At 69.4% G+C, this 26,287-nt stretch carries 25 protein-coding genes; 12 read left to right on the forward strand and 13 right to left on the reverse strand.

The genetic code is table 11. The features are described 5' to 3' along the window. Position 1 precedes the first annotated feature (1 nt). A complete protein-coding gene (locus ABD225_RS10400; protein WP_344084603.1) occupies positions 2–694 on the reverse strand; it encodes a VOC family protein in 693 nt (230 codons plus the stop codon). Positions 695–723: 29 nt separating this feature from the next. Here ABD225_RS10400 and ABD225_RS10405 point away from each other — a divergent pair, with 29 nt between their 5' ends. Continuing rightward, entirely contained in the window at positions 724–1,380 is a 657-nt protein-coding gene (locus ABD225_RS10405; RefSeq protein WP_344084606.1) for a family 20 glycosylhydrolase, read from the forward strand. 61 nt (positions 1,381–1,441) lie between these two features. Next, entirely contained in the window at positions 1,442–1,675 is a 234-nt protein-coding gene (locus ABD225_RS10410) for a family 20 glycosylhydrolase (RefSeq protein WP_344084609.1), read from the forward strand. A 9-nt stretch (positions 1,676–1,684) separates the two neighbouring features. On the opposite strand, the gene ABD225_RS10415 is transcribed toward ABD225_RS10410, so the two are convergent. From ABD225_RS10415 to ABD225_RS10430, 4 genes are read right to left on the reverse strand one after another with little or no spacing between them, the layout of a single operon-like run. Then, a complete protein-coding gene (locus ABD225_RS10415; protein ID WP_344084612.1) occupies positions 1,685–2,770 on the reverse strand; it encodes a DNA polymerase domain-containing protein in 1,086 nt (361 codons plus the stop codon). A gap of 45 nt (positions 2,771–2,815) precedes the next feature. Continuing rightward, on the reverse strand, positions 2,816–4,333 hold the full coding sequence (locus tag ABD225_RS10420) for a xylulokinase (RefSeq protein WP_344084615.1): 1,518 nt from the start codon (positions 4,331–4,333) through the stop codon (positions 2,816–2,818). A gap of 1 nt (position 4,334) precedes the next feature. After that, a complete protein-coding gene (locus ABD225_RS10425) occupies positions 4,335–5,747 on the reverse strand; it encodes a pyridoxal phosphate-dependent decarboxylase family protein (RefSeq protein WP_344084618.1) in 1,413 nt (470 codons plus the stop codon). Positions 5,748–5,803: 56 nt separating this feature from the next. After that, the gene (locus ABD225_RS10430) at positions 5,804–7,051 is read right to left on the reverse strand and encodes a glycosyltransferase (protein ID WP_344084621.1); all 1,248 of its coding nucleotides are present in this window, start codon (positions 7,049–7,051) and stop codon (positions 5,804–5,806) included. Between the two features lie 124 nt (positions 7,052–7,175). On the opposite strand from ABD225_RS10430, the gene ABD225_RS10435 reads away from it, so the two are divergent. Beyond that, a complete protein-coding gene (locus tag ABD225_RS10435) occupies positions 7,176–7,760 on the forward strand; it encodes a hypothetical protein (RefSeq protein ID WP_344084624.1) in 585 nt (194 codons plus the stop codon). A gap of 6 nt (positions 7,761–7,766) precedes the next feature. On the opposite strand, the gene ABD225_RS10440 is transcribed toward ABD225_RS10435, so the two are convergent. Beyond that, complete coding sequence (locus tag ABD225_RS10440) at positions 7,767–8,669, reverse strand: LysR family transcriptional regulator ArgP (RefSeq protein ID WP_344084627.1); 903 nt, start codon at positions 8,667–8,669, stop codon at positions 7,767–7,769. A 71-nt stretch (positions 8,670–8,740) separates the two neighbouring features. Here ABD225_RS10440 and ABD225_RS10445 point away from each other — a divergent pair, with 71 nt between their 5' ends. Next, positions 8,741–9,352 carry a LysE/ArgO family amino acid transporter gene (locus ABD225_RS10445; protein ID WP_344084630.1) on the forward strand — a complete coding sequence of 204 codons (612 nt, stop codon included), beginning with the start codon at positions 8,741–8,743 and terminating at the stop codon, positions 9,350–9,352. Positions 9,353–9,355: 3 nt separating this feature from the next. On the opposite strand, the gene gdhA is transcribed toward ABD225_RS10445, so the two are convergent. Beyond that, the gene (gdhA, locus tag ABD225_RS10450) at positions 9,356–10,705 is read right to left on the reverse strand and encodes an NADP-specific glutamate dehydrogenase (RefSeq protein ID WP_344084633.1); all 1,350 of its coding nucleotides are present in this window, start codon (positions 10,703–10,705) and stop codon (positions 9,356–9,358) included. Between the two features lie 86 nt (positions 10,706–10,791). Here gdhA and ABD225_RS10455 point away from each other — a divergent pair, with 86 nt between their 5' ends. Together ABD225_RS10455 and ABD225_RS10460 are read left to right on the forward strand one after the other, a co-directional pair. Beyond that, positions 10,792–12,051, forward strand: coding sequence for an MFS transporter (locus ABD225_RS10455; RefSeq protein WP_344084918.1), 1,260 nt, complete (start codon positions 10,792–10,794; stop codon positions 12,049–12,051). A 31-nt stretch (positions 12,052–12,082) separates the two neighbouring features. Then, positions 12,083–15,655, forward strand: coding sequence for a hypothetical protein (locus ABD225_RS10460; protein WP_344084636.1), 3,573 nt, complete (start codon positions 12,083–12,085; stop codon positions 15,653–15,655). Between the two features lie 225 nt (positions 15,656–15,880). Here ABD225_RS10460 and mscL read toward each other — a convergent pair whose 3' ends face one another. From mscL to ABD225_RS10490, 6 genes are all read right to left on the reverse strand, one after another. Then, positions 15,881–16,237, reverse strand: coding sequence for a large conductance mechanosensitive channel protein MscL (gene mscL, locus ABD225_RS10465; protein ID WP_344084639.1), 357 nt, complete (start codon positions 16,235–16,237; stop codon positions 15,881–15,883). A gap of 164 nt (positions 16,238–16,401) precedes the next feature. Beyond that, positions 16,402–17,193 carry a hypothetical protein gene (locus tag ABD225_RS10470; protein ID WP_344084642.1) on the reverse strand — a complete coding sequence of 264 codons (792 nt, stop codon included), beginning with the start codon at positions 17,191–17,193 and terminating at the stop codon, positions 16,402–16,404. Between the two features lie 38 nt (positions 17,194–17,231). Then, positions 17,232–18,077 carry an S-methyl-5'-thioadenosine phosphorylase gene (locus tag ABD225_RS10475; protein ID WP_344084645.1) on the reverse strand — a complete coding sequence of 282 codons (846 nt, stop codon included), beginning with the start codon at positions 18,075–18,077 and terminating at the stop codon, positions 17,232–17,234. Between the two features lie 42 nt (positions 18,078–18,119). Further along, entirely contained in the window at positions 18,120–18,452 is a 333-nt protein-coding gene (locus ABD225_RS10480) for an FmdB family zinc ribbon protein (protein ID WP_344084648.1), read from the reverse strand. 119 nt (positions 18,453–18,571) lie between these two features. Continuing rightward, positions 18,572–20,143, reverse strand: coding sequence for a potassium/proton antiporter (locus ABD225_RS10485; RefSeq protein ID WP_344084651.1), 1,572 nt, complete (start codon positions 20,141–20,143; stop codon positions 18,572–18,574). Positions 20,144–20,182: 39 nt separating this feature from the next. Continuing rightward, complete coding sequence (locus tag ABD225_RS10490; protein ID WP_344084654.1) at positions 20,183–20,767, reverse strand: 5-formyltetrahydrofolate cyclo-ligase; 585 nt, start codon at positions 20,765–20,767, stop codon at positions 20,183–20,185. Between the two features lie 40 nt (positions 20,768–20,807). On the opposite strand from ABD225_RS10490, the gene ABD225_RS10495 reads away from it, so the two are divergent. From ABD225_RS10495 to ABD225_RS10520, 6 genes are all read left to right on the forward strand, one after another. Continuing rightward, complete coding sequence (locus ABD225_RS10495) at positions 20,808–22,187, forward strand: UTP--glucose-1-phosphate uridylyltransferase (RefSeq protein WP_344084657.1); 1,380 nt, start codon at positions 20,808–20,810, stop codon at positions 22,185–22,187. 6 nt (positions 22,188–22,193) lie between these two features. Beyond that, positions 22,194–23,420 carry a molybdotransferase-like divisome protein Glp gene (glp, locus tag ABD225_RS10500; protein ID WP_344084659.1) on the forward strand — a complete coding sequence of 409 codons (1,227 nt, stop codon included), beginning with the start codon at positions 22,194–22,196 and terminating at the stop codon, positions 23,418–23,420. A gap of 50 nt (positions 23,421–23,470) precedes the next feature. Next, complete coding sequence (gene moaC / locus ABD225_RS10505) at positions 23,471–23,929, forward strand: cyclic pyranopterin monophosphate synthase MoaC (protein ID WP_344084921.1); 459 nt, start codon at positions 23,471–23,473, stop codon at positions 23,927–23,929. After that, positions 23,926–24,480 carry a MogA/MoaB family molybdenum cofactor biosynthesis protein gene (locus tag ABD225_RS10510; RefSeq protein ID WP_344084662.1) on the forward strand — a complete coding sequence of 185 codons (555 nt, stop codon included), beginning with the start codon at positions 23,926–23,928 and terminating at the stop codon, positions 24,478–24,480. Before moaC ends, ABD225_RS10510 begins: the two co-directional genes overlap by 4 nt. Further along, a complete protein-coding gene (locus ABD225_RS10515) occupies positions 24,481–25,116 on the forward strand; it encodes a GNAT family N-acetyltransferase (protein WP_344084666.1) in 636 nt (211 codons plus the stop codon). 93 nt (positions 25,117–25,209) lie between these two features. Further along, positions 25,210–26,253: a hypothetical protein gene (locus ABD225_RS10520; RefSeq protein WP_344084669.1), complete on the forward strand. Its 1,044-nt coding sequence runs from the start codon at positions 25,210–25,212 to the stop codon at positions 26,251–26,253. The last annotated feature ends 34 nt before the right edge of the window (positions 26,254–26,287 follow it).

Below are 26,287 nucleotides of genomic sequence, written 5' to 3' on the forward strand. Positions count from 1 at the left end.
CTCACTCCTCGCGCATCAGCACGAATCGAGTTCCATCGGTATCGGTGAGTTCGATTGCGCCGGTTGGATTTTCGGCCAGTATCTCGGCGCCGAGTGACGACAACCGCTCCGCCTCCCGGGCTGGGTCGGAGGCCGTCACGATGAAGTGCTCCCCGCCGTCGGGTGGCGCCACCGGCGGACCGCCCCACGCGATCTTCGTGCCGCCCACAGGTGACTGGATCGCGGTCTCCTCGTCCTGATCCCACACCAGCGGCCAATCGAGAGCAGCACTCCAAAAGAGCCCTACCTCCCGGGTTCCGTCGCACGCCAGCTCACCGAGGAAGCCGGTCCCGGCGAGGTAGTTGTTGTGCGGCTCGATGACGCAGAAGGCATTTCCCTCCGGATCGCCCAACACGATGTGACCCTCTTCGGGCCGCTGGCCGACATCGAGGTAGCGCGCCCCGAGCCCGATTGCGCGCTCGACGGTCGCCTGTTGAGCAGCCGCGCTGTCGCTGGTCAGGTGGAGGTGCACCCGTCCCGGAACGTCGGTCCGCGAAGCCTTGTGGAAGGCCAGCCCGCATTGGGTCGCCGAGCCGGCCAGGAGTATGCCGCCCGCCCCGGTGGTGGGATCGCGTCCCAGCATCGCGCCCCAGAAGGCGCCAACCCGCTCGGGATCTTGAGAAGCGAACGAGACGGCGAGGAAGCGCAGCGGCATCCGTTCACCATACGAGCGAAGCGGGGCCGGTGAGCACTCGGAAGTGCCAGGGGTTCGGCCGCGCGCTTTCGAGTGGCAGGCCGGACGCCCACGAGAGACTGGGCCATGTAGCTGACGATCCGAGAACTCGAGGCCGACGAGCACCCCCGACGACGGCATACGCATGGCGCGGGGTCCTGATCGTTCCGGCACGGCACTGGCTGCCGGTGGATTATTTGGAGCGCTTCGTCGACGCGATGGTGCTGCTCGGACTGAACCGGTTGCACCTGCACCTGACCGACGATCAAGGGTGGCGGATCGATGTGCCCGGCTGGCCGCGGTTGCGCGAGATCGGCTCGGTTCGAGCAGCCAGCCAAACCACCCTCGATCCGACGAGCACGGATGACATCCCGCACGGTGGGTGCTACACCGATGACGAACTGCGTGGCCTCGTCGCGTATGCCGAGGCGCGCGGAGTCATCGTGGTGCCCGAGATTGACATGCCGGGGCACATGACGGCGGCGATCGCGGCATACCCGCACCTCGGCAATGTCGACGTGTCCGGACCGCACCAGGTCTCCACGCGGTGGGGCGTGCACGACACCGTGCTCAACCTGTCGGACGAGACGATCGCCTTCTGCCGCGATGTGCTCGAGCACGTCCTGTCGATCTTCCCCGCCCCATGGATTCACATCGGCGGCGACTAATGCCCCACCGACGAATGGGCCGCGAGCCCGGTAGCCCGGAAACGGTTGGCAGACTTGGGGATTGCCCGTCCGTCCGAGGCGCAGCAGTGGTGTCGGCGTGCAGGGCTGCCTGTGGGGCGAATACCTCCCCACCCCCGAGCGGGTCAGCGATATGGCGTTTCCGCGTTTCATCGCGCTGGCCGAGCTCGCGAACGGGCGGGACCGGATGTCATACGGCGAGTTTGTCGAGCGAGCGCGGGCGATGTCGATCCGATTGTCCGAGTTGGGGATTCGCGGGCGCCCTATTGCGGGCTAAGCGGCACGATCAGTCCGGGATGCGGTTGCCGTCGGCGTCCCAGTGCGCGGCGACCTTCTTGCTCGGCTGCACCCGCGGCGGCTCGCCGGGCATCTTGGGATAGTCCGGCGGGAAGTTCATCTCGCCGAGTCCCGACTCCTCATACAACGCGAGCAGCGGCTCGATCGAGAAGGCCTGGTCGTCGATCGTCGCCCACGGGTCGCCATGCTCGCGCAGCCGGTCGGGCACGGTGAAGAGGTTGTATGCCGTGGGGTCGGTCACCTCGGCCAGCTCCTCCCAACTCATCGGAGTCGACACGGGCGCACCGGGTTTCGGGCGCAGGGAGTATGCCGAGGCGATCGTCCGGTCGCGGCAGTTCTGGTTGAAGTCGACGAAGATCCGCTCCCCGCGCTCCTCCTTCCACCAGGCCGTGGTGACCCCGGGGTCGCGCTTCTCCAACTCTCGGCCGAAGCCGATGGCGGCATGCCGGACTTGCTCGAAAGTCCAGCGGGGTTCGATGCGCACATAGATGTGCACGCCGCGGTTCCCGGACGTCTTGGCGAAGCCGGTGATGCCGAGTTCGGTCAGCAGCGTCCGGGCGACGCCCGCGATGCGCACCGCGTCGATGAAATCGGTGCCCGGCTGCGGATCGAGGTCGATGCGCAATTCGTCGGGATGGTCGACATCGGCGCACCGGACCGGCCAGGGATGAAAGGTCAGCGTGCCCATGTGCGCGCACCACACGGGGACGGCGATCTCGCTCGGGCACACCTCGTATGCCGTGCGGCCGGAGGGGAAAGTGATCTCGCAACTGCGGAGGTAATCGGGCGCGCCGACCGGAACCCTCTTCTGGTAGAACGCATCCGCCTTCTCTCCGGGGCGCCCGGTGCCGAGCGTCATCCCCGGCAGGACCCCCTTCGTCCAGCGCTCCAAGGCGGTCGGCCGGTCGCGGAGGGCGCGCATCAGGCCATCGCCGACAGACGCGAAATACTCCGCGACCATCACCTTCGTCACCTCCGGAGTGCGGTCCGTCGCGGGATAGATCACCCGGTCGGGGGAGGAGACGCGTACCGCGCGATCTCCCGCCTGGACACCGACGGCGGTGGGCTTGGCCATGGGCCAACCCTACGAGGTGCGGCCGCTGTGGGGGTGGCGCACGCGTCAGCCGTTGAGGGCGGCGAACATTTTCTTGTTGCGCGAGTGCAGTTTTGGGAACTGACCGAAGAGCGCGTCATAAACCGCGCGCTGCGCCCGGTCGGGCTCAAAGATGCGATCAACCGGCACCAGTGACGCGACATCGGCAGCGGTGACCGCGCCCGTCGCGAGCGAGTGGAGCAGGGCGGCGCCGCGCAGGCCGGCATACAAGGGGTCCGCGACGCGCTCGAAGCGCCGGTCGCAGACGTCCGCGAGGATCTGGCACCACAGGTCCCCACGCGCCCCGCCGCCCACCAATCGAATGTCCTCGAGACGGCGGCCGGTGAACTTCTCGGCCCCGCCGAGCAACCAGCGCAGATTGAAGGCGACGCCTTCGAGAACGGCACGCGTCAGGTCGCCGCGCCCGGCGTCCAGCGAGAGATTGTGGAAGCCGCCGCGCGCGTTGCGGTCGTCGACGGGGGAGCGCTCGCCCGTCAGCCACGGCGTGAAGATCACCGATCCGGACCCCGGTGGGGCCGCTGCCGCCGCGGCCAGCAGGTCTGCATACTCCACCCCGGGGGCGAAAGTCTCGCGGAACCACTCCAGCGCCCGGCCCGCATTGTCCTGATTGTCGGCGAGGAGGTAGCGGCCATCGCCATAACCGGGCACCGACGCCATGGAGCGCAGCACATCGGTCTTCTTGGCCGGAACCGGGCACGAGACCCACGCGGAGGTGCCGAGGGAGGCATGTGGCGCGAGCATGCCCACGGCGCCCGAGCCGAGGACCGCGGCGTGCAGGTCGGGTGAGCCGGTGACAACTTGCGCGCTCGTGGGTATGCCGATCGCGGCCGCCACGTCGGCCCGCACCGGACCGATGAGCGAGCCGGAGGGCACCAGCGGCGGAAGCCGCTCTGGATCGATCCCGCTGTGCCCCAACAGGATCGGGTCGTATGCCGTCAGAGAGAGGTCGCGATTGTCGGTCAACCAGGCGGCCGTCATCGACATCGGTGTGGCCGCGGCGCGTCCAGTGAACCGCATCGTGAGGTAGTCCACCGGCTCGAGGAACCAGCGTGCCACGACCTCCGGTCGGTCGTGCTGCAAGTGCAGCATGTGCGCGATCGGGTCGGCGCCACCCGGGCTCGGGATGCCACCCGAGCGGCGCAGCCAGGTGGCGAGGGGGCGGGCGGCATACCCCTGCACGCGGCCTCCGAAGCGGCGCGAGGAATGCTCCGCCCCGCGCGTGTCGCTCCACATCAGACACTCGCCGACCGGCGTGCCATCGGCGTCGACCGGCACGGTGCTCGCCCATTGGCCGGTGCAGGCCACCCCGACTACGCGCTCGCCCGCGACCGCGCCACTCGAGATGCCCAGCCGGGCTGCCATCACGATCGTGCGCCACCATTCGTCGGCGTCCTGTGCCGCGCTCCCGCGCAAGATGTCGCCGCGTTCGTACCACGTCCACACCAGGCGGCCGGTGTTCGTGACATAGCCGACCTTCGGGCCGCCACTGCCGAGGTCAACGGTCAGGACCAGGTCCTCGGTCACGTCACGCCCTCGGCGGCAGCGCCTGCTGCGTGTCGAGCATGCCGTCCATGATCATCGTCATGACGCTCTCCACCTCACTGCTCAGCCCGCCGACGACACCGCCATAGATCGCGCCGCTTTGCGTCATGCGGCCAGCGGCCTGCTGCGCTCGGGCGTACTCGACGGCCTCGGCGAGATCGGCCGAAAAAGCCTCCACAACACCGGATTTCGTCTGGGGACGGGTGACCGCCAGGTGAATTGCGTTGGGATACTGCTGGCCGTTGAAGCGCCAGCCGCGCGGCTTCATGAAGTCGGCGATGTGATAGATGTCGAAGGCATCGCTGGTGAAGGAAAAACAGAAAGTCGGCTCACCCATGATCCGCAGGTCCGGGTGGGATCGCACCGCCGCCATCAGCTCCCGCGCGGTGGCGAAGATGGCATCGGCATAGCCGCGATAACCCTCCCGGCCGAGTGTGACCATCGATGCCCACGTCGAGGCCAGCATGCCTCCGGATCGGGAGCCGTCCATCCCCGGCGACATGTACTTCCCGCCCGACCAACCGAGCTGATGGAAGTACTGCGCATTGCGAATCGCCTTGTCCGAGAACACAACTACCGAGGACCCCTTGAAGGCATAGCCGTACTTGTGCGTGTCGGCCGAGATCGACGTGACGCCGGGCACGCGGAAGTCGAAGGCGGGTATGCCATAGCCCAACTCCTCCCCGAACGGCAGGATGAAGCCGCCGAGGCAGCCGTCGACATGCATCCCGACGCCGCGGGCAAGGGCGAGTGCGCCCAACTCGGCGATCGGGTCGATCGTGCCGTAGGGATAGTTGCCCGCCGATCCGATGATCGCGATGGTGTTGTCGTCGATGGCCTCGGCCACCGTGGCCGGATCCACCAGGGTGCTCGTGGGATCGACTGGCACCGTGCGATTTTCGATACCAAAGAGGTGGCAGGCCTTGTCGAAGGCCGGATGTGCGGTCTCCGGTTTGACGAGATTGGGGAGCCGCCCGGCGGCCGCCGAGATGCCGCGGGTGGCGGCGGCATACTCCCGATACGCGAGGATCGCGTGCAGGATGCTGAAGGTTCCGCCACTGGTGACTAGGCCGGCGGGTGTCGTCGCCGTGACGGCGTCCGCGTGCATCAGGTCGAGCACCATCGCGATGATCTCGCCCTCAAATTTCGTCTGCGAGGGGCACAAGTCGCGTTGCAGCGCGTTGACATGCGCGAACTTCGCGAAGGCTTCGCTGAGGAATGCGTAGTGATCGTGATCCCCGCAGTACATCGTCCCCGAGATCTTGCCGGTCTCCCAGGTGGCGTCCTCCTCGCGCGCCATCGTGTCGAGTTCGGCGAGCACCTCCGCACGGTTCCTGCCAGTCGCGGGCAAGCTGCGGTGCACATGAAAGCGGTCGGCATACGGGAAGTCGGACATCGGGCCTCCGATTCGGGAACTCCCCTGAGGTTACCAGCGGGTAAGAGGTCCCTCGGTCAGAGATAACCCCACCGCGTGAGAGCCGCGATGGTCGCCTCCGTGCCGTCCTCCGCCCGTGCCACCCGCCCAACCTCCGCGGCGCGTTCGTCATACGACCCCGAGGTTGCCTGGGCGATGAGCCGAGCCAGTGATGTGCCCGAAAGGCGCTGCACCGGAATGGGTTCCGGCCCGACCCCTAGGCCGTGTAGCCGGTGCGCTTGATAGGGCTGGTCGACTCCGAACGGCACGGCGACGGACGGCCGGCCACTGAGCAATCCGGCCCAGGTCGTGCCGGCGCCCCCATGGTGGATGACGGCGGCCATCCGCGGCAGGAGCCAGTCATGCGGCACCGAGTCGATCACGTGCACCCGCCGGTCGATCGAGCCGGCGGCCGCGCCACCGACGGCCGGCGTGACGATCCGCCGGCCACTCAGGCGCGCCGCCTCGATCACCGGCGCCAGGTTGTCGTGGGCGCCGCTCGCGCCGAGGCTGCCGAACCCGACATACACAGGCTCCGGCCCAGCGTCGAGGAAGGCGGCAAGCTCCGCATCCGGCGCGAATGACTCCTGGCGCGGAGTCGGATATCCCGTCGACACAACATTTTTCGGCCAATCGTGAGCTGGCGGGACCACGAGTGGGCTTGCGGCGACGATCACCGGAAAGGCATCGGCCGCCCCTGCCGTGGCACCGGCTGCCAGCCTCGGCAACCCGAGTTTCGCCCGCGCGAGATACGCTGCCGGGGCGCCGAGGCCGCTGGCGATCCGCCAGCTCAGCCGCGCTCCGCGCAGGTCGTATGTCGCCCGCCCCCGGAAGTGGTCGAAGGCGAAGTGACTCTCGGCATAGCGCGTGGGCACCTGGCCGGTATGCAGCACCGTCACCAGCCGGGCGCCGCGGGCTTCGGCGAGCGCGAGTCCAACCCCTCGGGTGAGGATTCCGGACAGCACGACATCGCCCGGCCCAATCGACTCGAGGCACGCATCCGCCACCGGCTCGGCAATCAGGGCCAGCCAGCGTCGCAACAGCCAGGCCTGTCCCAGCGGGTGGCTGAACAGCTGTCGCCCGAATCGGGCATGGGTCATCGCGACGGCCTCCCGGCTGTCGGCCGCAATCGACACGAAGTCCGCGCCACAGCCCGCGGCGAGGCCAGCGAAATCTGATGTCGCGACAACCCGCGCCGCCTGGCCACGGCGGGTCAGCTCCCCAGCCAAGACCGCCATGGGCTGCACATCGCCTCGCGATCCGAGGGCAAGCAGGATGACAGCCATTCGCCGATTCTGTCCCGAGACAGCAAGATTCGGGCCGCTTGGCGACGGCCCAACGTCCGTCAGGCCGCAAAGGAGTGCCCGATATCCTGCCAAGGGACGGTCCGGCGCACGCGAAAGGATGCCCATGGCTATCGGAGGTTTCGCCCAGGACGAGACGGGGCACACCGTGGGCCGAACGGCGGCGCACGCGCGATGGGTGCCTGCCGCGCGAGACCTGCTCGCCGGTGTCGCGGCCCGGCCGATGGGCACGATCGGGCACGCCGACTTTGCGGCCCGCATCCAAGCCGACACCGGTGTGAGCGCCCTGGTGCCCGCCAGCAAGTGGCTTGGGAACTGCCTGACCGCCGTGGCCGAGGCAGCTCGGGCCGACGGCATACCCTGCCTCACTGCCCTGGTCGTCACCACCGACGGCAAGGTGGGGGAGCTGTATGACGGTGCGCTCGCGGCCTATGACCGGCCCGAACCGGCGTCTTCGCGGGAGCGCGAGAACCTCGCGGCAACCGAGCGGATCGCGTGTTACCAGTGGGCCGGTGCGCCCGAGCCCGCCGGTGGCTGGCGGGCCAAGGCCCCGGTGGTCCGCAGCAGCTCGCGAAGCGCCGCATCCCGCCCTCGGGCTTCGGCCGCCCGCGCGGAAGCGCGCCCGATGTCCTTCTGTCCCAGCTGTTTCATGGCATTGCCGGCCACGGGACGGTGTGACTTCTGCGCCTGACGAACCTTAGTCCGCGGGCACCGGCAGCAAGCTGTGGGCCGCTGCCGCCGTGACGACGGACGTCAAGGCCTGCAGCGCTGGCGAGTCCAAGGTCCACACCTGCCAGTAGAGCGGAACATCAACGGGCCGATCCGGCGCCAGGCCGACGATCGAGTCGGCATCACTTAAGGTCTGCCATTGCAGCACCGGCACGAGCCCCCAGCCGAGTCCGAGCTGGATGCCGCGCAGGAAGTCTGCCGAGGCGGGCAGGTGGTGCGTCGGCGGATCGAGGTCGCGCCCCGCCAACTCTCGCAGGAAGCGGTGCTGCAGGCTGTCCTTGCGGTTGAAGACGACCACCGGCGCGGTGGCCAGTGCCGAGGGTGTCAGCCCGTCAGGAAAGTGAGCGTCCGCGAAATCGACTGCCGCACAGGCGAAATAGCGCATCGTGCCCAGCGGCGTCACCGAACAGCCCGGCACCGGCCGAGCCACCGATGTCACCGCGGCCAGCACAGATTCGCTGCTGAACAACTCGAAGGTGCGGTCCTGATCGTCGATATGGACATCGAAGACGGCTCGATGCCGCGCGGGCAGTCGCGCCACGGCGGGCAGGAACCAGGTCGCCATCGAGTCGGCATTGACCGCAATCGGCAAGCGCGTGTGGGACCGACTCGTCCCGAGCCCCAACTCGCGCGCTGTGTCGTCGGCCAGTTGCGTACTCGATCGCGCCAGCCGCAGCATCGCCTGTCCAGGTGGCGTCGGCCGCACCGGTTTGGAGCGCGTCAACAACACCCGCCCGCAGGCCACCTCCAGTGCCTTGATCCGCTGACTCACGGCCGATGGCGTCACACCGAGAGCCACAGACGCGGCATCAAAGGTGCCCTCGTCCACAACCGCGGCGAGGGTGCGCAGCTGCTCCAGACTCACGTCCATACAGAAACTCTAATGATTCGTCAGAAAAGTGAGTTGGCGTTGGGGAGGGCGGCCGACCTAGCGTTGCCGTCATGGAATCCCCCGCAGCCGCCGCGCTCACCGGACTGCTCACCGGCGCGGCCCTGATCATCGCCATCGGCGCGCAGAATGCTTATGTCCTGCGACAGGGGATTCGCCGCGAGCATGTGCTGCCGATCGTCGCGATCTGCGCGCTCTCCGATGCCGTCTTGATCATCGCCGGCGTGGGCGGAATGGGGGCGCTCGTCGCGGCCGCTCCTGGTCTGATCACTGCGGTCAAGTGGCTCGGAGCGGCCTTCCTCATCGCCTACGGCCTGCTCGCGGCCCGCCGCGCGCTGCACGCCGAACATCTCGACGCGGCCGCAAACGGCGGCGGACCGGTGCCCCTGCGCACCGCCATCCTCACCGTGCTGGCCTTCACCTGGCTCAACCCACACGTCTATCTCGACACGCTGGTCTTCCTCGGCTCGGTCGCCACCAGCCACGCCGGCCAGCGCTGGTGGTTCGCCGCCGGCGCCGCGGGCGCCTCGCTGCTGTGGTTCACCGGGCTGGGGTATGGCGCCCGCCTCCTCGCCCCGGTCTTCGCTCGTCCGATGGCCTGGCGCGTCCTCGATGCCGTGATCGCGGTCGTCATGATCGCGCTCGGCATCAGCCTGCTGCGCTGAGGCTCAGATGACGCCGAGGGCGACCATGGCGTCGGCGACCTTGAGGTAACCAGCGAGATTGGCACCAAGGACGTAATTGCCGGGGTCGCCGAACTCCTCGGCGGTCTCGACGCAGCGGGTGTGGATATCGGTCATGATCTCCTGCAGCCGCGCCTCGGTCTCCTCGAAGTGCCAGGAGTCGCGGCTGGCGTTCTGCTGCATCTCCAAGGCGCTCGTCGCCACACCACCGGCATTCGAGGCCTTGCCGGGCGCATAGAGCACGCCGGCGCCCTGGAGAAGATCGACCGCCTCGGGGGTGCACGGCATATTCGCGCCCTCCGCCACGAGTCGAACCCCATTGTCCAGCAACGACTTCGCCGCGTCCGCGGGCAACTCGTTCTGCGTCGCGCACGGCAACGCGATATCGCAGGGCACCTCCCAGATCGACCCGGAGGACTGGTGGCGGGCACCGGGGCGAGCATCGGCATACTCACTGAGCCGGCCGCGGCGCACCTCTTTTAGGTCCTTGAGCAGCTCAAGGTCAATCCCCGCCTCGTCGACGACATACCCATCGCTGTCGCTGCACGCGATCACCGTGCCACCGAGTTGGTGGACCTTCTCGATGGCATAGATCGCGACATTGCCCGAGCCGGACACCAGGACCTTCTTGCCCTCGAAGCTCTCGCCGCGCGCCTCCAGCATCCGCTGGGCGAAGAAGACCGTGCCATAACCGGTCGCCTCGGTGCGCACCTTCGAGCCGCCCCAGGCCAGGCCCTTGCCGGTGAGCACGCCGGATTCGTAGCGGTTGGTGATCCGCTTGTACTGCCCGAAGAGATAGCCCAGTTCGCGGCCGCCCACGCCGATATCGCCAGCCGGGACATCGGTGTATTCGCCGAGGTGACGGTACAGCTCGGTCATGAAGGACTGGCAAAAGCGCATGATCTCGGCATCCGAACGGCCCTTGGGATCGAAGTCGGAACCGCCCTTGCCGCCGCCGATCGGCATACCCGTCAGCGCATTCTTGAAGACCTGCTCGAAGCCGAGGAATTTGATGATCGAGAGATTGACGGAGGGGTGGAAGCGCAGCCCGCCCTTATAGGGCCCGAGCGCGGAGTTGAACTCGACCCGGAAGCCGCGGTTGATCTGCACCTCGCCGTCGTCGGTCACCCACGGCACGCGGAAGATGATCTGCCGCTCCGGCTCGCAGATCCGCTTCAGGATCGACCACTGCGCGTATTCGGAGCGCTGCCCGGCGATCGGGTTCAGCGAATGCATGACCTCGAAGACCGCCTGCTGGAACTCCGGTTCCCCCGGATTGCGCGCGACCACGGTGTCGAACTGAGGCTGGAGTCGAGGATGCAAGGTTGCGGCCATGCGGGCCAGCCAATCACGTCCCCGCCGCAGCCCGGGCACGCGGACGGTCCGCAAGATGGGGCCCACTATTATTCGCGTCCGTGCAGATGGTCGGTCGCGCCGAGGCCCAGCGGCGCACCCTGCGCACGCTGATGTTCACCCAGGTTCTCGGCGGCGTCGGCCTCGCCGCGGGCGCGACCGTCGGATCGCTGCTCGCCGAGCGGATCAGTGGCCGCACCGACCTGGCCGGTCTCGGCGGCACTTTCCAGACACTTGGCGCGGCCCTGCTGGCCCTGCCGATCGCCACCGTCGCGCATCGCGCAGGCCGCCGCCCGTCCCTGACGCTGGCGTATGTCGTCGCCGCCCTCGGCGCGCTCGGGATCGTCGCCGCCGCGGCGACCCGGTCCTTCGCCCTCTTCCTGCTCGGCTCGGCGGCGCTTGGGGCCGCGAGCGCCGCCAATAGTGCTGCCCGGTATGCCGCCGCCGACCTCGCGCTCCCCGCGCACCGCGGACGCGACCTATCGCTCGTCGTCTGGGTCACCACCCTTGGGTCGGTTCTCGGCCCGAATCTCGCCGGCCCAGCGGAGCCGATCGCCCGAGCCCTCGGACTGGACGTGCTGGCCGGGCCCTTCGTCGTCTCGGCCGTCGTCTTGATGCTTGGGGCCGTGGCGATCACCGCGCTGCTGCGACCGGACCCCTTGCTGTTGTCGCGGCAGTTGAGCGGCGAGGAAGCGGCGCCGCGCAAGGGCTCGCTAGGCCGCGGGGTTGCGGCCCTGCGACGCCACCCCGAGGCCAGTCAAGGCGTGGCAATCATGGCGCTCGGCCATGCGGTGATGGTCGGGGTCATGGTGATGACTCCGCTGCACCTCGTGCACGGCCACGCGAGCCTGGCCATCGTCGGCTTCGTCATCAGCGGGCACATCTTCGGCATGTTCGCCTTCGCGCCAATCTGGGGAATCGGGGTCGACCGGTTCGGGGCGCCATATGTGGCGCTCGCCGGGGGAGCGATCCTGCTGATCTCGGCAGTCCTTGCGGGCCTGAGCGCGGCGGGCTTCTCGGTGCTGCTGACGATCGCGCTCTTCCTGCTCGGGCTGGGCTGGTCGGCGGCCTTCATCAGCGGGTCTACGCTGCTCGTCGGGCCGCTCACCGTGACCGAGCGCCCGGCAGGTCAGGGCCTCGCCGATCTCGGGATGGGCCTGACCGCAGCCATCTGTGGGGCCGCCGCCGGGGTGATCGTTCAGCATTGGGGCTACGCCTGGCTGGCGCACGTCGCCCTCGTCGGTGCCTTCACGATCATGGCCATCGCGGCGATGGCCGCGACCGCCTCCGCTCGAGCGGCCGAGGCGCCCGTGGATCGGCCGGTCTGAGGCCCTTCGCGCGTGGATTAGCCTTGCCACCGTGACCCCCGCGCCCGCCCCCCGACCCGGTTCGCCGGAGGCGGCGGCGGAGCGGATCGCCGGGTGGCGCGCGCAACTGGTAGCCCACTCCGGCCCCAACACCTTGCTGTGGTCCGATCACGCCGTCGCGCTCGATATCACCCACGCTCATCCGGGCGGGCTGGCGAAGCTGTTGGCGGGCAAGAAGACCCGGCTCACGGAGCTCTACCGTGAGCCTGCAGCGCGCGAGCGGGCGATCTCTCGGGCCCGCGCCATCCGCGCCAAAGAACTCGAACTGGAGCGTGAACGCGGCGTCCCTGGCAGCTTTCTCGCGGTGGGCCGGGCGACCTGGACCGAGCGGCGCGGCCCCAAGCCGAGCGCGCCGGTCTTCCTGCGCCCGTGCGAGGTGCTTCCGCACGACGCCCGGCAGACCGAATTCGATGTCGTGGCCACCGGAGAGTTGGAGTTCAACCCCGCCCTGCGTAGCTTCCTGGAAAGCACCGGCGGCACGGATATTCCCTTCGATGTGCTCGTGCGCATGTCCGTGCGCACGCACGGTTTCGACCCGACCAGCGCGTATGAAGCCCTGAACCGGGCCTGGGCCGGCCCGCCGGGGTGGCGGATCACTCCCGATATGTGGCTGACCACCTTCCCGTACGCGAAGCTGTCCGCGGTTGCGGCCTTCCGTGAGGTCATTGCGGCGGCCGAAAGCCACCCGCTGCTCGGGCCGCTCGCCCGCGGCACGGCGCTCGGCCCCGACAAGGGCCGGCATTTCGCGCCGGCCGAGCCGGAGATGCCGACCGTCCTGGACGCCGATCCCGACCAGATCGCCGTACTGGAAGCGGTGCGTGGCGGGCGGACCGTCGTCGTGGACGCCGGCCCGGGCACCGGCAAGTCTCAGACGGTCGTGAACATCGCCGCCGACCGCGCGCTCGCCGGCAAACGCACCCTCATCGTCGCGGCCTCCGCGGGATCACGCGCCGCGATTGCCGGGCGGCTCGCGCATGCCGGGCTCACCGGCATACTCCGGGCGCCGCAGGCCGGGGCCGGAAGCGGGCCGCGCCGCCCGTCGGTGCGGGCCGCGCAGGTGCAGTCCGACTGGAGTTCGGCCGGGCGGGAGTTGCGCGAGCACGTGAGCCGGATGCACCGGGTGCACGAGCCGCACGGTCTGTCGCTGCACGACCTGCAGGAGCGGATCGCCGCGGTGTGCGAGCACCCGAATCCGCCGCGCTCGAAGGTGCGCCTGCCCGAGCAGGTGCTGCGCGCCTTCGGGCCGGAGCAGGTGCGGCAGTGGTCAAGCGATCTGCAAGCCGCCGCGGCCGATGGCGCGTGGCCGGCCGCCGATGAGCCCAAGGACCTGTGGTGGGGGGCCCAGGTCGCGGACGTGGCCGACGTCTCCCGGGCTCTGGACGCCGTGACCGCCTTGAGCGCCGAGCGGTTCGCCGGCTTCGCCAGCGACTTCCGGCGGACCTTCGATGGCATCGATGTCCCGGCGATGTCCACGCTCGCCGACCATGGCGAGTTCATCGCCGGGATGGGCCGATTGACCCGCGTGCTGGACGCCTTCCGACTCGGCATCTTCGATGCGCCGCTGGAGGAGTGGGCGGCCGCGGACGGCTCCGGGGCCTTTGGCCGATGGAAGCACGAGCGGGCGGTGAAGGCGCTGCTGCGCCCGGGCGCTTCGCCGAGCGACCTCCACGCGCTGGTGCGCGACGCGCTGGCGAGCCGGCCGCTCTGGCAGCACGTGCGCGGCTCGCGGATCATGCCCGGTCAGGTCCAGGGGATCGCGTCGGCGCAGGCGGCCTATGACACGCTCGCCGAGCAGGCGAGCCTGGTGTCGCGCCTGATCGACGGCCACCCGGACCTGCTCCACGAACCCGTGCCGGCGCTGCACCAGCGGATGGCGGAGCTGGCGGGGGCGGGGGAGCGACTGCATACGCTCGCCGACACCAATGCCGATCTGGCCCGCGCCCGCGAGGCGGGCCTCGGCGAACTCATCGACGACTTCGCGGCCCGGAGGGTCAGCCCGGACGCGGTGCCCACCGAGGTCGAATTCGTCTGGCTCGCATCGCTTCTCGCGCAGGTGACCGCGTCGGACCCGGGGTATGCCCGCGCCACCGGCGACCACCTCCGCGCCGCGCGGACCCGCTTCCAGGATGTCGATCGGTCACTGCAGGCCGGCCACGCGGCGGGCATCGCGTCCAGCCTCGACCCGTCGGTGCCGTTGATCTGGCTGACCAGTCCGTATGCCGTCGGGCTGGCCCTGCCCGCCGGGCTCAGCGTTGATCTGGTCGTCGTCGAGGATGCCCAAAGTCTCTCGGTGGCGGAGGCGGCTGCGGCGCTCGGGCGCGCCCGGCAGGCGCTGATCCTCGGGGATTCGGCGCTGCCCGGTCCGGTGCCCTTCACGGCGACCGCGGGGGGTCAGGCCTCGCGGGCCGATCGGGGACCGTCGCTTCTCGCCGAGGCTGCGGCTTTGTGGCCCGTGCACCGACTCGGCTGGCATTACCGCTCGCGGGACGCGCGGCTGATGGAGTGGCCGGTGGCGCATGCGTATGCCGGGACGATGCGCCGCTTCCCCGCGCCTCGTGACACGGGGGCCTATCGCGTTGAGGCGGCGGCGATCACCGAGAACGACCATGGCTTGGTGTCGCACACCGTGCGGGCGGCGCTGCTCGCCGCGCGCTTGGCGCCGAAGGAGAGCCTGGCGGTCGTCACGCTCACACCCGAGATGGCCGACCGCATTCGCACCGCCCTCGCCGCCGCGATGGACTCCTCCGTCGAAGAGTTCTTCGCCGACGACGGAGACGAGCCCTTTGTCGTTGTCGATGGGGCGCACGCGACGGGGTTGGTGCGCGATGCGGTCTTGGTCGTTCTCGGGCAGACGGCCCCGGCGGAGGTGGCAGGCACGACCGGTGCCGCCCTCTTGACGGCCGCGTTGACGCGGGGGCGGACGCGAGTGGCCGTACTCCATACCCTCGACCCGGCGGTGGTGCGCGAATCGGCCGGGCCGGGACCGGCGCGCGCCGGGCTGCGGCTGCTGGCCGATGCGTTGACCGCGGCGCCCGATCTTCCGACCGGTGAGGCCTCCGTGCTGCTGGCCGATCTGGCCCGGCGCCTTAAGGCGCGCGGGTTGCGGGCGCGCCCGGGGATCCTGCCGGGTGTCGTTGACCTGGCGGTCTCCGATCCGTTCGCTCGCGGCGCCGGCGGCCTCGCGATCCAGACCGACGGCCCGGCATATGCCGCCCTCGGCAGCACCCGCATGCGGGATCGACTGGTGCACGAGCAACTGCGACGGCTCGGCTGGCGACCGCTGAAGATCCTCAATGTCGACCTCTTCCGCGACCCGGCTCGCGAAGAGGCTCGTATCGTGGCCGCCATGGAACGACTGGCCGCAGGTGATGTCCGAACGGGGCCGATCCCAAGGTCACGTCGCGCCTCGCGGCCCCCGACGGGTGGTGCGTCGATTGACGGTTCGGCGAATGCCGCCGGCGGGCAGACCCGCGATGACACGGACGCCGGGTGGGGCGAGGTGGCGGCTGGGGGCGACGGCCGGGATCGGTGGATCGCTGAGCAGCGGCCGCCGCACTGGGGCTGACCTGCCGGAGAGTGGTTTTCGCGGGCGAGAGCTCACATTGCGGTGGAGCGCAGCTATAGCAGCGCTCCGAGCGATGAGGCTGCTCGGCGGCAAGATCTGCGCTCCGCTGGGCGGCTGGGTGTCCAGACATGACGAAGGGCGGGTGGAAAGGGAATCCTTTCCACCCGCCCTTGGTCATAGGCGCGTGTACCGCCCGATCAGGTCGGGCGATTCACCGCTGAAGGTTCAGCGACGAGCGAGCTGGTCGCGGATCTCGGTCAGCAGGGCGATCTGCGGGTCGACAGCCTCGTCAGCCGGCTTCTCGAAGCGCGCCTTGGCGGCCTCGTAGGGCTTGACGATGAAGAAGTACACGACGAAGGCCATGATGAGGAAGGCGACGAGCGCGGTCAGGAACGGGCCGACCGACACCAGGCCACCCGGCTGCCACTCATCGAAGTTCGGGGCGCCGCCGGCCTTGGCCAGCAACTCGACGATGATCTTGGTGAAAGCCGTCACGACGGCCGCGAAGGCAGCGCCGATGACGAACGCGACGGCAAGCTCAACGAGGTTGCCGCGCATGATGAAGTCCTTGAAGCCCTTCATGGGATTCCTTGTTCCTTTGGTGAGGGGTTACAGGGCGCCATCACATCCGTCGGGAGGCGCCGGGCTCGGGAGCGAGCCGAGGAAAAGGATACCCAACATCGGGAACTTTTTCGCGCCGAGGTCTTGTCGAGGGTCGGGTAGGTGCGGTAAAGGAGGCGTCGCACTCACGAGGACGTTGACGCGTTGTCGCGGGGCGTGACGGTGAGAAAGAACGCGTCGGGTCCGCTTCCAGCGCTCTGGCCTGCGGGGATGCGGGCCACCTCGCGCGTGGAGACGGCGAGGAAGACGGATGCCCCGCCGGATGCCCAGGCGCTCGCGGCTGGATCCTCGGCGCTGCCGTCGCCCGGGCGTGTCACATCCACCACATGCGCACCACGCGCCACGCGCTGGCCGGTGCCTACGGCGTACACATCGACCTGATCGCCCACCCGCAGCCGGGCGGCGAGCGCCTCGTCGATGCCGACGACCACGCCAACCCGCCCGGCAGGGAGGGCTTCGGCACCGCGCTGGCCTCGCGTTGTGGTGCGGTCGTTGCTGTCCGTTTCTCCAGTGGTTGTGCCGGCATCAGCTGCTCGGGAGCCGGTGCCGGAAGTAGCCGAATCGGGCTCGCCAGCAGCTGCGCCAGATCCCGCACCGCCTACGGCCCCGGCAAGGTCACCGAGGTCGCCTGATTCGTCCTTGTGTTCGCCGCCGACCGAGGCGTTGCCGCTCGTCGAGTCTTCCGTCGAGGTGGCCGCTGCCGCGGCGCCGGCCTGGCGCGCACTGGATATCTGGGTCAGCGCGAGCGTCGCGGCAGCCAGGATGGTCAAGAGCGCGATCACTCGCCGGAGCACCGTGCGGCGCCGCGCCGCGCGTCGCCCAGCCCCGATCAACCCCGCAAAAGGCGAGTCGGGTCCGAGCGCCGCCTGTCGGGTCGCGCCGAGAGCGCTCTGACCGCGCCCGCGTGCTTTCCCCATGATCATTCCCCCTGAATCTCAAAGTCCTATGGCACGTTCTATGGCAGCGGCTGCGGCAGGTCGATCCCGTCCAAGACCCGACGGCACGAACAACTCGCGTCCGAATCCGTCTCCGCTTCCGGGAGGGCGGCGATCGTGCTGCGGACGGTCTCCTTCAGGGCCGACATATGCCGGGCGAAGACCGCGAGCACCTCCTCATGCGTGACGGCCGGGATGTCGTCGACGCCGGCATCGTGGTCAGTGACCAGCGCGATCGTCGTGAAACACAAGGCGAGTTCACGAGCCAGGGCGGCCTCGGGCATGGCCGTCATCCCGACGATGTCCCAGCCCTGAGCAGCATGCCAGCGCGACTCGGCAGCGGAGGAGAAGCGGGGGCCGTTGACGACCACCAGCGTGCCGCCATCCTTCGCGGTCTGGCCGCGGGCAGCGGCGGCCTCTAGGGTGGCCGCCCGCCCGCGCGGGCAATAGGGCTCGGCGAACGAGACGTGCACGACGGCTCCCGGATCGTCATACACCGTGTGCGCCCGACCCCACGTGCGGTCCACGACCTGGTCGGGCACGACGACGCTGCCAGGGCCGAGCTCGCGGCGCAGCGAGCCGACGGCGCAGGGCGCGAGGATCTGCCGGACGCCGACGGCGCGCAGGGCCCACAGGTTGGCGCGATAGTTGACGCGGTGCGGCGGGAAGCGGTGGCCCTGGCCGTGCCGCGCCAGGAAGGCGACCGACCGGCCAGCAACCGTGCCGATGACGAGGTCGTCGCTGGGCTCGCCGAAAGGCGTCTCGACACGCACGCGTTCGGCGTCGTCGAAGAAGGAGTAGAAGCCGGAGCCGCCGATCACGCCGATCTCGGCGCGGGGTCCGGTTGCTGGGTCGTATGCCGTCATGCCGCGACCCTACGGGCCGGCTCGGCGTGACGGAACCCGGCCTTAAGAAGCTGTGGAAACCGACGAATTGGTGCTGGCGGCTGTGGACGAAGACTGCTTGGTCGGGCTCGTCGAGGTCGGCGAGGAGGTGGCCGAGTCGCTCGAGCCGGTGCTGGCGGAGCCCTCGGTCTTGGCTGGCAAAGTGCTGCTCTTGGAGCCGGACCGGGAGTCGGTGCGATAGAAGCCGCTGCCCTTGAAGACGACGCCGACAGCATTGAACTGCTTGCGCAGCCGGCCCTCGCATTGGGGGCAGACGGTCAAGGAGTCGTCGCTGAAGGACTGGACGATGTCGAAGGCGTGGCCGCAGTCGGCGCAGGCATAGGCATACGTGGGCAAGGTGTCCTCCGAGGTGACGGCCCGCGCCGGGGCGGGCGAGTGCGGATCAAGGATAAATGCCGCAGCGCGGGTCGGCCGCCTCCGCTCCTTAGTGGCTCTGCCGGGTTGGGCGGCGGCGGTCAGGCCGGACTGGCCGGGCGGCCGGGGCGCTTGCGCAGCCGGCGGGGGGTGTCGGCGGTGGACCACTCGGCCAGGCGGCCGCCCTTGCTGACGGCGCGCAGCAACTCCTCGGTGCGGGCGCGTTGCGCGTCCGTCGTCACGAGCAACAACTGGTCACCGTGCAGCAGCCGGGTGCGGGGCGTGGGGACGATGGTCTTGCCGTCGCGGAGGATCAGCGTGATGTCACTGCCGTCCGGCAGGCGCAGTTCAAAGATCGCGACGCCATGCAAATGCGAGCGTCGGCCGATGGCGACGTGCATCATCGAGGCGCCCAGTTCTTCCAGGGGCGTGGTCTCCATCGTCAGCGAGCGGGCCCGGTGTTCCTCGATGACCCCAAGTCGCTGCGCCAGCCACGGCAGCGTTGGCGCTTGGACCAGCGTGAAGATCACGACGAGCACGAAGACCAGTTCGAAGATCCACTCCACATTCGGGGCGCGCGCGATCACCGGAACGGTCGCCAGCACAACGGGCACCGCGCCGCGCAGCCCGGCCCACGACAAGAACGCCTGCTCCCGAACGCTGAACCCGAACCAGGACACCGAAGCCAGGACCGATAGCGGCCGGGCCAGCACCAAGAGCACCGTGCCGATGACCAGGGCCGGGATGATCTGCGCCGCGAAGCCGGATGGGGCGGCGAGCATCCCCAGCAGCACGAAAAGTCCGATCTGGGCCAGCCACCCGAGTGCTGAACCGAAGGCGTGCACCGCCGCCTGATGCGGCAGCCGCAGGTTGCCCAGGACGAGTGCCGCGAGGTAGGTCGCGATGAAGCCGGAGGCGTGGACGGAGGTGGCCACGGCATACGCGAGCACGGCGACGGCGACCACGCCGATCGAGAACAGCCCAGAACTACCCGCGGCCGCACGCCGCATCAGACCACCGCCGACATATCCGACGGCCAGGCCGATCAGCGCCCCGACCGAGAGTTCGAGGATCGCCAGACCCACGAGTTCGAGGGGGCCCACGCCATTCGCCGGATCGGCCGCGCGTGTTGCCAGCGCGGTGACCAGGATGACGACCGGGGCGTCATTGAAACCCGACTCCGCCTCCAGCATGCCCGTCAGCCGGCGCGGCAGCGGCACCGCGCGCAGCACGGAAAAGACCGCCGCAGCATCCGTCGACGAGACGATCGCCGCGACGAGCAGTGCCGTATTCCACGACCAGCCAAGCAGAAAGCGCCCGGCGAGCGCCACGACGGCAACCGAGACGACCACCCCGACCGTCGACAGGAGCGCCGCCGGCGCGACCGACCGTCGGATGCCCCCCCACGAAGTCGTCAGCCCGCCCTCGATGAGGATGAGGACCAGCGCGGCATACCCCAGGACGAGGGTGAGTTGGTCGTTGCGGAACTCGATGCCGGCCGCGTCCACGAGCATCCCGACGCCGAGATACAGCAGCAGCGACGGCAAACCCGTTTTGGTCGATAGGCGCACCGCCATCGCGCACAGGATCAGCGTCAGCGAGCCGATCAGCAGCAGCGAGGAGAGGTCGGCCAGCGTGAACCCGGTGGCGGGTTCAGCGGCCAGGGGCACCATGGGGGCCTTCCGTGGGGTGGGGCGGTTTCGCCCATCCTGTCAGGGCGAGTGCGGCCCGTGGCGTGCTATTCCATGGGCGGTCCACGCCAGTCCATCGGCGGTCAGCACCGCGTCGACCGGCTGGTCCCAGCTGTCGTGGGGCAGGGGGTATGGCAGCAGCTCGCCCGGGTGCAGCACCGCGACGACGGTCGCCCCGGGCCGGGTGCGGGGGAGCGCGCGGTCGTAGCAGCCGCCCGCCTGCCCGATCCGGGTGCCGCTGGTGTCGACGCTCAAACCGGGTACAAGGACGAGTCGGCACTCACCAATCGCGTTCTCCCCGAGGGGGTTTCGGGCGGGGTCGGCGAGGTCGATCCACTCCAGATCGAAGGTGGACAAGGTGATGGGCACCAAGATGCGGGCTCCGCGGGCGGTGAGCAGGCGGCATACCTCCTGGACCTGCGGCTCCTCGGGGAAGGATTCGTAGGCGGTCACGCTGTCGCCGGGGCCGATCTCGAGGGCCTCCAGGAGCGGGAGTATGACGACCGCCAGCCGCTCCCCATCGGCCGCCAGATCGCGGGTGGCGGCGATGTCGCGGCGCGCGGTGCGGCGCTGCGCGCGGATCTGCTGCTTGGCGGTGCGGCCCACGCCTCCGAATGCTACGGCCGCGGCCCGTAGGGTTGGACCCATGAGTGAGAGCGGACTCGCGCAGTCTCGGGCAGCCATGACGCAGCGAGGGGCATCGACGGCGGCGATCGACACCTTCGAGCGCTTCTATCGGATGATCGAGTCGGGTGAGCAGGGGCTGATTCCCGAGGCGAGCATCGCGCCACTTGGAGAGGTGGAGACGCTGGCTGGCGTCGTGGCGAGCGAATCGGACCGGCGGGCGGCGCTGGCCAAAGTTGCCGTGGTGAAGCTCAACGGGGGTCTTGGCACGAGCATGGGACTGTCAGGCCCCAAGACAGCCTTGAAAGTGCGCGGCGAGCTGACTTTCCTCGACATCATCGCCCGCCAGACGCTGGCCCTGCGGGCGCGCTATGGCGTGGACCTCCCGTTGCTGCTCATGAACTCTTTCCGGACCCGGGAAGAGTCGCTGGAGATTCTGGCCGCCTATCCCGAATTGGAGGTCGACGGGCTGCCGCTGGACTTCCTGCAGAATGCCGAGCCGAAGCTGACCGCCGACACGCTGGAGCCCGTCGCGTGGCCGGCTGACCCGGAGTTGGAATGGTGCCCGCCGGGGCATGGCGACGTCTATGTCTCACTGCAGGGGACGGGTCTGTTGGATGCGTTGCGTGCCAAGGGGATTCGCTACGTCTTTTTGTCCAATGCGGACAATCTCGGCGCGACCTGCGATCCCGATATCGCGGCCTGGCTGATCGCCAATGACATCCCCTATGCCGCGGAGGTGTGCGAGCGCACCGCGAACGACCGCAAGGGCGGGCACCTCGCCGTGCGCCGATCGGACGGCCAATTGATCCTGCGCGATAGCGCGATGGTTGCGCCCGGCGAGGACGAGTACTTCCAGGACAACACCCTGCATACCCTCTTCCACGCCAATAACTTGTGGGTCGATCTCGACGTCCTCGCGCGCCTGCTCGACGAGCGCGGCGGCGTGCTCGGGCTGCCCGTCATCGTCAACCGCAAGACCGTCGATCCGACCGATGCCGGCTCCCCGAAGGTCGTCCAGATCGAGTCCGCGATGGGTGCCGCAATCGAGGTTTTCGAGGGATCGCGGGCAATTTCGGTGCCGCGCAACAGATTCCGGCCGGTGAAGTCGACCAATGAGCTGCTGCTCGTGCAGTCCGACATCTTTGAGATGGATGAGGACGCGCAACTGGTCGCGACCATCGACCATGCCGAACCGGCGATCAGGCTGGGTTCGGCATACCGCTTCGTGCCCGATTTCTTGGCCCGCTTCCCGGCTGGTCCCCCGAGCCTGCGCGAGTGCACCGCGCTGACGGTCTCGGCGGACGCCACCTTTGGTGCTGGGGTGCGCTGCGTGGGGGAAGTTGTGGTTGACCGGCCGGGACCGATCGCGGACGGTGCCGTGCTGACCGGAAAGGTCTGAGCCGCAATGCGATCCGTCACCGAGCATCGGGACGCCATCTTGTCCGCGATTAGTCCGCTGCCGCCTGCCGAACTGGCGCTGGCGGACTGTCTCGGCCTTGTGACGACCGCGGACATCTCGTCACGCGTCCCGCTGCCGGGCTTCGACAACTCCGCCATGGATGGGTATGCCGTGCGAGCCGCCTCCGTGGTCGGCGCCTCGGCTGCCACGCCGGTGACGCTCACGGTCGTTGGCGAGGTGGCCGCGGGCGCGGACGCGAGTGGATTGCAGGTTGGGCCGGGTGAAGCCGTGCGCATCATGACCGGCGCGATGATGCCGGCCGGTGCCGATGCCGTTGTGATGGTGGAGCGAACCGATGGCGGCCTTGAGCGGGTGGCGGTGACCGAAGCGGTTGAGTCGGGTCGCTCGATCCGGCCGGCCGGTGAGGACGTGCAGGAGGGGGAACTCGTCATACCCGCTGGGGCTCGGGTCAATGCCCGCACGCTCGCGCTGGCCGCGTCGACGGGACACCCCCGGCTCCCGGTGCGGCCGCGGCCGCGAGTGGCCATCGTGTCAACGGGTGATGAACTCATTCCGCCGGGAGAAGCGTTGGCGCCCGGGCAAATTCACGAGTCGAACGCGATCATGCTCGCAGCGGCCGTGCGAACGTTGGGCTGCGAGGTCGTGGCGTCGTCCGCCGCGACCGACGATCCCGATGCCTTGGTTGCGCTGCTGGCCGACCTCGCGGGTCGGTGCGATGCGCTCGTCACGAGCGGTGGCGTGAGCATGGGTGCGTATGACGTGGTGAAGGCCGCTCTCCATGAGCGGGGCATCGATTTCGTCCAGGTGGCGATGCAGCCGGGCAAGCCACAAGGCTTCGGATTGTTTGGTGAGCAGCAGGTGCCGATCTTCGCGCTCCCGGGGAATCCGGTGTCGGCCTTCGTGTCGTTCGAGGTCTTTGTCGCGCCGGCGCTGGAGGCGATGATGGGCGCGACGCACGAGCGGCGGGTGGTGCAGGGCGTGATGGGGCACGAGCTCTCCTCGCCTGCAGGGCGCACGCAGATCGCGCGCGCTGTGACAAGCCGGTCAGGAGAGGACTGGCTCGTGGATCCCGTTGTGGGACAAGGCTCGCACTTCATTGCGGATCTCGTGCGGGCCAACAGCCTGGTCATCGTGCCGGCAGAGACCACGCGGATGGTGGCTGGCGATCCCGTTGAGGTGTGGCTGCTCAGCGAGCCGGGGAGCACGTGGTGAGCGGCGGGCCGGATCGGCTCACGCATGTGCGCGCTGACGGTTCGGCGCACATGGTCGATGTGTCAGCGAAACAGATCACGGCGCGTTCGGCTTCGGCGGCTGGGCGAGTTCTGCTGTCCGCGAGGGCGATTGCGGCTCTGCGAGACGGGACGGTGAGCAAGGGTGATGCGTTGGCCGTGGCCCGGGTCGCCGGCATCCAGGCCGTCAAGCGCACGCCTGACCTGATTCCGTTGGCGCATCCGATCGCCGTGCATGCCGTCGAGGTGGACCTGTCGGTGGTCGACGATGGTGTGGATATCCGCGCGACGGTTCGCACGGCCGACCGGACGGGGATCGAGATGGAGGCGCTCACGGCGGTGTCGATCGCCGCCCTGACGGTCATCGACATGGTCAAGGCGCTGGACAAGCACGGGCGGATCACGGACATCCGCGTGACCGCGAAAACCGGTGGCCGGTCTGGGGATTGGGTCGAGGACGCGTCGGTTTCGGCGGAAGCGAATGCGGTATGACGTCCCCCTCCGCGGCCGCTGCGGGTGGTGCGTCGGATGGTGAACACGATGATGTCGGCGCCCGCATGACGGCCCTGGCCGGGGTGCGGGCCCTGGTGATCACCGCGTCGACGCGGGCGGCCGCGGGGGTGTATCCCGACCGAGGGGGCGCGTTGATCGCTGAGACCCTTCGTGGCTGGGGGGCTGCCATCGACGGGCCGCGGGTCGTGCCGGACGGAGAGCCGGTGGCGAGCGAACTGCGTGCGGGGGTCACGGCATACGACCTGATCCTCACGACGGGCGGGACCGGCTGCTCGCCGACGGACGCGACGCCCGAGGTGACTCGCGCCGTCCTCGACCGGGAGATCCCCGGGATCGCCGAGGCGATCCGTGCCGACGGGGTGGCGCGCGGCATACCCTCGGCCATGCTCTCGCGTGGCGTGGCGGGACTGGTCGGTCGGTGCGTCGTGATCAACCTGCCGGGCTCGACTGGTGGCGTGCGCGACGCGCTCGCCGTGCTGGAAAGTGTTCTGCCGCATCTGCTTTCGCAAGTGCGAGGAGGCGACCACTAGGTGCGGTCAAGGGTGTGGCCGGTCGAGTTGCCGGGCCGGCTGATCGACGGCGGGCGGCTGGTCCTTCGGCCGCTGGAGCGTTCGGACCGTGCCGAGTTTCTTGAACTGCGCCAACGCAATCGGGACTGGCTGCGGCCATGGGATCCCACCAACCCCCACGGCCCGACTCAAACGCTCTCGTTCGCGCAGGCGCTGCGCAAACAACGCAAGCAGGCCGCCCAAGACAGCCTGCTGCCCTTCGTTGCCACCGTCGACGGCGCGCTCGCTGGGCAAGTGAATTTGTCGAATGTGACTCTGGGAGCGTTCTATTCGTGCACGGTGGGGTATTGGGTCGGGCAAGAGTTCGCGGGGCGGGGCGTGGCGCCGATGATGGTTGCGATGGCGGGGGATTACGCCATCTCGGCTGTCCGCTTGCACCGAATCGAGATCAACATCCGGCCCGAGAACGCCGCCTCGCTTGCCGTGGTGCGCAAGTTGGGATTGCGGGACGAGGGGCTGCGGCCGCGCTACCTGCATATCGACGGGGCGTGGCGCGATCACCGCTCATTTGCCGTGACAACGGAGGAAATCGGGCCGGGTGGGCTAGTGGGGCGCCTCCTCGCCGGGGCCACGGAAAACGGGCCGACGGAGGGCTGAAAGCGGCGAATCGCGCCAGTCACAGCAGCCACATGCGCGACACACCGCTTGCGGTCCCGCGCTCGCGCGAGGAGCCTACATACGGTGGGGACCGTGCAGCCGAGCAGCCTGATCTTTCTCCTTGTCATCGCCTTGTGGGCTGCCTTCCTCGTGCAGCACTGGCTCGGCCGACGTGAACATCTGACAACTGCTCGCACCGTCGACCGGTTCTCTGAGTCGATGCGCATCCTGGACCGTGCTGGTGCCGAACCTGAGGCGTCGCTGGAGCGCCCTGCGTCGTCGGCGGCCCGAGTGCACCGCCCTCAGGCCACGGTCTCGCGCGCCGAGTCACTGCTGGCGACCGTGGCGGAGTCCCCGACCCTGGGTCGCGCCCGTTCGGCTGGTGCTGGTGCTGGGGATCGGTTGCGGGCGGCGCAGGGCCGGGCGGTGGCCGGGGCTCGTCGCGCCGGGTCCGCTGGTGCGCGCCGCGCGCCCGTCTTTGGCCGCTCGACTCGTGGCGTGCTCGTGACCGGGGCGCTCGTGCTGACCCTGATCACCTCGGCCATGGCCCTTGGCGGTTTGATCGGCATTCGCTTCCCGCTGGTGTCCTTGGCGCTCACCATTGCCGCGATGTGGTGGCTGCGTCGCTCGGTGGCGGCGGCGAACGCTGCGCGCCGAGCCGGCCGAGGCGCTCGCCCCGCGGCGTCGCGCCCGACTGCTGGGTCGCGTCCCGTAGAGCCGGTTCGTCGCTCGAACCCCCGCTCGGGGGCCCGTCCGGCGGCGCGCTCCGGGGCGGTTCGTGCGGGCGGGACCACTCGTCATACTCAGGGAGCGGCGAGCGCCGAGTCCTCGCGCGCAACGGCCCGCGCCGAGGAGCCGGCACCCGTCGCCGTTGTCGAGAGCGCGCCGGCCGCGGTGGGGGAGAAGCTGTACGACCTGGCCGCTGTCGAGGCGAGCGAGAAGCAGGCGGCAGCCGAGCAGTTGGCCCGCGAGGGCTGGCAGCCGGTGCCGGTCCCGCCCCCGACCTACACGATGAAGGCCAAAGCGGTTTATGCCGACGCCTTCGACGACGAGGACGACATCGCCAGCCCGTATGCCGAGGACGTCACCGACCTGACCGACTACGCCGCCGAGCGCGCCCGCCTCGCCTCCGGCTGACCCGGCCCGGCCCGCGGCCGCGGCTGGGGCTTCC

The sequence above is a fragment of the Nostocoides veronense genome (genome assembly GCF_039531185.1).
In the GTDB taxonomy this organism is placed as follows: domain Bacteria; phylum Actinomycetota; class Actinomycetes; order Actinomycetales; family Dermatophilaceae; genus Nostocoides_A; species Nostocoides_A veronense.

What these genes read in the sequence shown, in the direction of transcription:
- ABD225_RS10400 (WP_344084603.1), bottom strand. Translation starts at nt 694, where the DNA reads ATGCCGCTGCGCTTCCTCGCCGTCTCGTTCGCTTCTCAAGATCCCGAG.
- ABD225_RS10415 (WP_344084612.1), bottom strand. Translation starts at nt 2,770, where the DNA reads ATGGCCAAGCCCACCGCCGTCGGTGTCCAGGCGGGAGATCGCGCGGTA.
- ABD225_RS10425 (WP_344084618.1), bottom strand. Translation starts at nt 5,747, where the DNA reads ATGTCCGACTTCCCGTATGCCGACCGCTTTCATGTGCACCGCAGCTTG.
- ABD225_RS10430 (WP_344084621.1), bottom strand. Translation starts at nt 7,051, where the DNA reads ATGGCTGTCATCCTGCTTGCCCTCGGATCGCGAGGCGATGTGCAGCCC.
- ABD225_RS10435 (WP_344084624.1), top strand. Translation starts at nt 7,176, where the DNA reads ATGGCTATCGGAGGTTTCGCCCAGGACGAGACGGGGCACACCGTGGGC.
- ABD225_RS10440 (WP_344084627.1), bottom strand. Translation starts at nt 8,669, where the DNA reads ATGGACGTGAGTCTGGAGCAGCTGCGCACCCTCGCCGCGGTTGTGGAC.
- ABD225_RS10445 (WP_344084630.1), top strand. Translation starts at nt 8,741, where the DNA reads ATGGAATCCCCCGCAGCCGCCGCGCTCACCGGACTGCTCACCGGCGCG.
- gdhA (WP_344084633.1), bottom strand. Translation starts at nt 10,705, where the DNA reads ATGGCCGCAACCTTGCATCCTCGACTCCAGCCTCAGTTCGACACCGTG.
- ABD225_RS10455 (WP_344084918.1), top strand. Translation starts at nt 10,792, where the DNA reads ATGGTCGGTCGCGCCGAGGCCCAGCGGCGCACCCTGCGCACGCTGATG.
- mscL (WP_344084639.1), bottom strand. Translation starts at nt 16,237, where the DNA reads ATGAAGGGCTTCAAGGACTTCATCATGCGCGGCAACCTCGTTGAGCTT.
- ABD225_RS10470 (WP_344084642.1), bottom strand. Translation starts at nt 17,193, where the DNA reads ATGGGGAAAGCACGCGGGCGCGGTCAGAGCGCTCTCGGCGCGACCCGA.
- ABD225_RS10475 (WP_344084645.1), bottom strand. Translation starts at nt 18,077, where the DNA reads ATGACGGCATACGACCCAGCAACCGGACCCCGCGCCGAGATCGGCGTG.
- ABD225_RS10485 (WP_344084651.1), bottom strand. Translation starts at nt 20,143, where the DNA reads ATGGTGCCCCTGGCCGCTGAACCCGCCACCGGGTTCACGCTGGCCGAC.
- ABD225_RS10495 (WP_344084657.1), top strand. Translation starts at nt 20,808, where the DNA reads ATGAGTGAGAGCGGACTCGCGCAGTCTCGGGCAGCCATGACGCAGCGA.
- glp (WP_344084659.1), top strand. Translation starts at nt 22,194, where the DNA reads ATGCGATCCGTCACCGAGCATCGGGACGCCATCTTGTCCGCGATTAGT.
- moaC (WP_344084921.1), top strand. Translation starts at nt 23,471, where the DNA reads ATGGTCGATGTGTCAGCGAAACAGATCACGGCGCGTTCGGCTTCGGCG.
- ABD225_RS10510 (WP_344084662.1), top strand. Translation starts at nt 23,926, where the DNA reads ATGACGTCCCCCTCCGCGGCCGCTGCGGGTGGTGCGTCGGATGGTGAA.